Raw genomic sequence first — 4,743 nt, 5'->3', positions numbered from 1 at the left:
CACGTGCTGGCCCCTGACACCATCACACTGCATGCTCTATCGAAAGGTAGAAACACCACTCAAACGGACTTGACCCCGGCCGCACCAAGACTGCCCGCCCTGGACTTGGCGAGTGCATGGCCTATGTGCGCGACGGGGACGAACTCGTCGTCTCGTCGATCGACCGCCTCGCCCGATCACTTACAGATCTTCGCGGTATTGTCGATGAACTTACCGGCAAGGGTGTGACTGTTACTTTCCTGCATGAGAATCTCGCGTTTGCGAAAGACACCACAGATCCACGCGCAGATTTAATGCTCGGCATTCTCGGTAGCTTCGCGGAGTTTGAACGGGCCATTATCCGCGAACGCCAAGCAGAGGGGATTGCGTTGGCGAAAAAGGCCGGCAAGTACAAAGGCCGCAAGCCTGCTCTTAGCCCGCAGCAAGTAGTAGAGATTAAGCGGCGCACACTGGCAGGGGAGTCAAAGGCAGCCTTGGCGCGGGAATTCGGAGTTACTCGCCCTACGGTGTATCGGGCGTTGAAAAACGCATAGATACGGGGCGATGTGCCAGGGTGAATATACGCCCCACAGTACGTGCGGTATGGCAGGCCATATGGTTAAACTGAAGTGTCCCAGGTTTTGTTCCGTTTGAGTAGATGGGAAAATCTGGAACATGCCAAGGATCGTGTGGACCGTCTCTGGAAGATCGCACCTTGATGGAAATTATGTCCATGCAAGCCGCGTGCCAGGCAGTAGCTCCAAAGCGGGGGGTTTCATGGCACACGGCCCGTCAATGGACTTAAGTCTGCCCGCCGTGCAGGAAACATCCCAGAACCTGTGCCTGAGAACGCGAGGCTTCGCCGTGAAAATCAAGAGCTACGCGACACTAACGAGCTGCTGAAGGCTGCATCAGCTTTTTCGCGAACGAATTTTGGAAGCAGAACCCGCCACAGGAATTAATAGAAATCAAGGCAAATGCCTAGGAACAAAACTCGGGGCACTTCACTCGCGACCGTAAACACTTCATCCACAAACCGCTTAGCATAAGAATACTCCCGAGCTCTGCTAGTAAGTCCCAGTTGTAAACAAAATTCAGTTGCAGATTCGGGAGCATTCGTAAAAGAGACAATTAGCCTTTAGATACCAGATTATCCCTTAGCTGTTCAGACTTCTTGACATCATAGATCTGTTTGATACCCACAGGCGCTACAAGAAGCCAAACTCCAGTAAACCAAAGTGTCATTGCTAGGTTTCCGGTTCCTGCCATTCCTCCAACACAAATGGAGAGCAAAACCAAACATGCAATAGAAACTGCCATTCGTATTTGCTGTCTTTTTTCGTTATACATACCTTTTAGTTCTCCTGTATGTAGCATTAGGTAGAAACTAGAATTTACATCTTACTATTATATAATTAGCTCTTCTTACCGGCCTGAACACAAGTATAAGAAGCTCCTCCTGCAGCGGCACCTGCGCCCATTGCGGGAAGAATAACTGCACTTGCTCCGCCTGTCACTGGAATCATACCAACAGCGGAAATAGCGCCGATCGTTCCGAAAGCGCACTCAGCCCACCCTTGATCAACAACCGGCTCCTTCTCTCCCTCGACAACCGGTGTGGAAAGGGTCGCACCGATCTCATTTCCATCAACAACGTAGTCAATATGGGATATAGAACCATCGGAGAGTAGGACTGCAGACTTCAAAGTGGCGGAATCTCCCGTTTCGTCATTAGAAATAGTGACGGTACCGTCAGCATTTTCTTTAACGCTTCCATCCTCAATCTTCAGCTTTGCACTATCAGTAGTTGACTCGAGAACCTGAATCTCAGTCTGAATGTCCGTTTTCTTCACAGAGTCCGACTCAGTCGCTGCCATGGCGTAGGAAGTGAGGTTACCCTCGTTTAGTGGACACCCGATTAGTGCGGATCTTGTGTCCGTAAGAGAGGATGTTCATTGTGAGTCAACAACGCCAGAAATACACGCCGGAGTACCGGCGTGAAGCCGCAAACCTAGTAATCGAGTCAGAACGCCCGATTGCTCATGTAGCGAAAGAAATTGGTGTCGCACCTGACCTTTTAGGCCGATGGGTAAAAAATGAGCGTCAACGCCTAAGGATCCTCCGATGGATTAAGCGAGGCTGATCTTCGTGCTGAGAACGCTCGTCTGCGTCGTGAGCTGGCAGAAGCCAAGATGGATAATGAGTTTTTGTCAAAAGCGACAGCCTTCTTCGCTTTAAGGCAACGCGATCAGAAAAGTTCGAATTAATGCAGCAGGAGAAGGCGAATTTCAGTATCAATCGCATGGCACGCCTTTTGAAGGTATCTCGGTCTGGATACTACAAATGGGCCCATATGCAGCAGCAACGCTTATCCGGTAAGGATGATCGTGCAGCATTTTACGATGATGTTGATCGCAAGATTCATCAGATCTGGAAAGACTCCAACGAGGTCTACGGTGCCCCGCGAATCACCGCAGAACTAGGTGAGCGCTACCAGATTGTTCTTAACCGCAAGACTGTGGCTAAGCGGATGCGCCTGATGGGAATTGAAGGAATTTCACCGCGTGCCTTCGTCCCAGCGACAACGATTCAATCTAAACGTAAGTCGAGTCTTCCTGACCTGGTAAAGCGCATGTTTGATACCGGCGAGCTCAATCGAGTATGGATGTCAGACATTACCTACCTGCGAACCGGCGAGGGTTGGTTGTACTTATGCGCAGTTCGCGATGGTCATTCCCGCAGGGTGCTGGGCTGGGCTATGGATAGCGTGCAAGATACATTCCTGGTCGAACGAGCACTGCGGATGGCACATACACTGCGTGGTGACGTTCCTGACGGGCTGGTGTTTCACGCCGACCGGGGAACACAATTTACCAGCGAGCAGCTCTGGGAGGTGTGCCGCAACCTAGGTGTTGCTCAGTCTGTGGGGCGTACTGGGGTGTGTTTCGATAATGCGATGGCTGAGTCGTTCTGGTCGACGCTTAAGACCGAGTTCTACGACCGGAAGCGCTGGCCAACCCGCGATGCTGCGCGTCAGGCCGTTGCCTACTGGATTGAAGCCGTCTACAACCGTCGGCGCCGGCACTCCGCACTCGGGATGGTCAGCCCCGTCGATTTCGAGAACCACACCAGCCTAACCACCAGCAGAAAAGAAATAGCTGCCTAACCACTAGGTAGCTCTACTACGTGTCCACGATTTGCGGGCAACCCCACTTTTAATAGTCGTGCCATGCGTTTGATACTGTAGTTAGCCTTGCTCTGGCTGCATTAAGTCGAACTTTTCTGATCGCGTTGCCTTAAAGCGAAGAAGGCTGTCGCTTTTGACAAAAACTCATTATCCATCTTGGCTTCAGCCAGCTCACGACGCAGACGAGCGTTCTCAGCACGAAGATCAGCCTCGCTTAATCCATCGGAGGATCCTTAGGCGTTGACGCTCATTTTTTACCCATCGGCCTAAAAGGTCAGGTGCGACACCAATTTCTTTCGCTACATGAGCAATCGGGCGTTCTGACTCGATTACCAGGTTCGCGGCTTCACGCCGGTACTCCGGCGTGTATTTCTGGCGTTGTTGACTCACAATGAACATCCTCTCTTACGGACACAAAATCCGCACTAATCGGGTGTCCACCAAACGAGGGCAACCTCAGTTATGTCCTGCGAAGGTTAAGCGAATGTATTATCATCTACCTGAGTTTATTCGTATTCGAGAATTCAGAAAGAGGTTCTTCCTTGAAGTTTGGAACTAAGCTTGCTACTTCTATCGCTCTAGCTTCTGTGCTCGTACCAGTGCCAGTCGCTACGTCCGCAGAGATTTCTCAGAACGAGGTTCAGCAGTCAACTAACACAGGGGCGGGGAATGATGTTCTTGGGGAAAGGATTGCTAAGGCACAAAAGGAGCGACAAGCGCTTCTCGTAATCAATAACGCTGATGAGAGCGGATATTCCGCTGAAGTAGTAAACGGTAACGTTCGTAAAGAAGCAGACACAGTATTTGTAGAAAGCCCGAAGGGCGAAGAAGAAGCTCTGCCCACTTCAAAGACTCTCACTACTGGAGAGAAAGTAAACATCGAATACTCGGTTGAGGGTGACCAGATCACTGCAAAGTATTCAACGAATGTTGATCCAGAGTTGGTCGACGCAACCCTCATTCAACCCCGGTCTGCTGCTGGGTGTGCGGGAGCCGTCCTCCTAGGGGTCGGAGGGACTACAGCAGCTGCCGTCGGAGTCGCCTCTGCACCGCTCACAGGTCCTATTGGTCCTACGATGGCTGCAGCTACCATGGCAACCGCATCTGGTTCTATCGTAACCGCTGCTGATCAGTGCGGATAAATATAAGTAACACGAAAAGTAAGGAATCAAATGAGCCTTGGACGTAGAATACTGATCATTGCGTTGAGTACAAACATTGCTTTGCTTTGTTTTGTGAGTGCTGTTCTACAGATAATTCTGCCGAACGATGTACCGCAGTGGCTCATCTTTGGAAATATTGTTGTGTTCGTAGCGTGTGTCTACTACACATACAAAGCAGTGACGGTGTGGCCGGATGAAGAAAAGGCAGCCACGATTAGTTGATTGCCAAATTTCTTGGAGCGCTCACGATTGCAGTATTACGGGATAGGGCGACCAAGGGGGGTGTTCCTATGTAGTTTGTCAATCTCGCGGGTGGGGCGGACGGGGGCGGATCCTCAACTCGGGATTTTTAGGTGTGTTGTTTTGCGCGCGACTGGTAGCCGACTGGGATTTACCCAGTCGGCTTGTTTCGTT

At 50.9% G+C, this 4,743-nt stretch carries 4 protein-coding genes and 2 pseudogenes; 3 read left to right on the top strand and 3 right to left on the bottom strand.

Annotated features, from left to right (window positions below; all coding sequences use genetic code 11):
* Positions 1-77: 77 nt before the first annotated feature.
* A pseudogene (locus ABRP64_RS11485) lies at positions 78-533 on the top strand (recombinase family protein); the annotation flags it as partial.
* 577 nt (positions 534-1,110) lie between these two features.
* Here ABRP64_RS11485 and ABRP64_RS11480 read toward each other — a convergent pair.
* Positions 1,111-1,329, bottom strand: a complete 219-nt coding sequence (locus ABRP64_RS11480; protein WP_237799974.1) for a hypothetical protein — start codon at positions 1,327-1,329, stop codon at positions 1,111-1,113.
* A gap of 65 nt (positions 1,330-1,394) precedes the next feature.
* A complete protein-coding gene (locus ABRP64_RS11475) occupies positions 1,395-1,856 on the bottom strand; it encodes a hypothetical protein (RefSeq protein ID WP_349866520.1) in 462 nt (153 codons plus the stop codon).
* A 71-nt stretch (positions 1,857-1,927) separates the two neighbouring features.
* On the opposite strand from ABRP64_RS11475, the pseudogene ABRP64_RS11470 reads away from it, so the two are divergent.
* Positions 1,928-3,145 (top strand): annotated as a pseudogene (locus ABRP64_RS11470) (IS3 family transposase).
* Positions 3,146-3,370: 225 nt separating this feature from the next.
* On the opposite strand, the gene ABRP64_RS11465 reads toward ABRP64_RS11470, so the two are convergent.
* Positions 3,371-3,565, bottom strand: a complete 195-nt coding sequence (locus ABRP64_RS11465; protein ID WP_349866518.1) for a transposase — start codon at positions 3,563-3,565, stop codon at positions 3,371-3,373.
* Between the two features lie 143 nt (positions 3,566-3,708).
* Between ABRP64_RS11465 and ABRP64_RS11460 the strand changes: the two genes are divergently transcribed.
* Positions 3,709-4,308, top strand: a complete 600-nt coding sequence (locus ABRP64_RS11460) for a hypothetical protein (protein ID WP_349866516.1) — start codon at positions 3,709-3,711, stop codon at positions 4,306-4,308.
* Positions 4,309-4,743 lie beyond the last annotated feature (435 nt).

It is taken from the genome of Corynebacterium sp. KPL4015 (assembly GCF_040225725.1).
In the GTDB taxonomy this organism is placed as follows: Bacteria; Actinomycetota; Actinomycetes; order Mycobacteriales; family Mycobacteriaceae; genus Corynebacterium; species Corynebacterium rhinophilum.
This window is presented reverse-complemented; position numbering and strand designations above follow the sequence as displayed.

Coding starts and splice junctions, on each gene's coding strand:
- ABRP64_RS11480 (WP_237799974.1), bottom strand. CDS start 1,329: ATGTATAACGAAAAAAGACAGCAAATACGAATGGCAGTTTCTATTGCA.
- ABRP64_RS11475 (WP_349866520.1), bottom strand. CDS start 1,856: ATGGCAGCGACTGAGTCGGACTCTGTGAAGAAAACGGACATTCAGACT.
- ABRP64_RS11465 (WP_349866518.1), bottom strand. CDS start 3,565: ATGTTCATTGTGAGTCAACAACGCCAGAAATACACGCCGGAGTACCGG.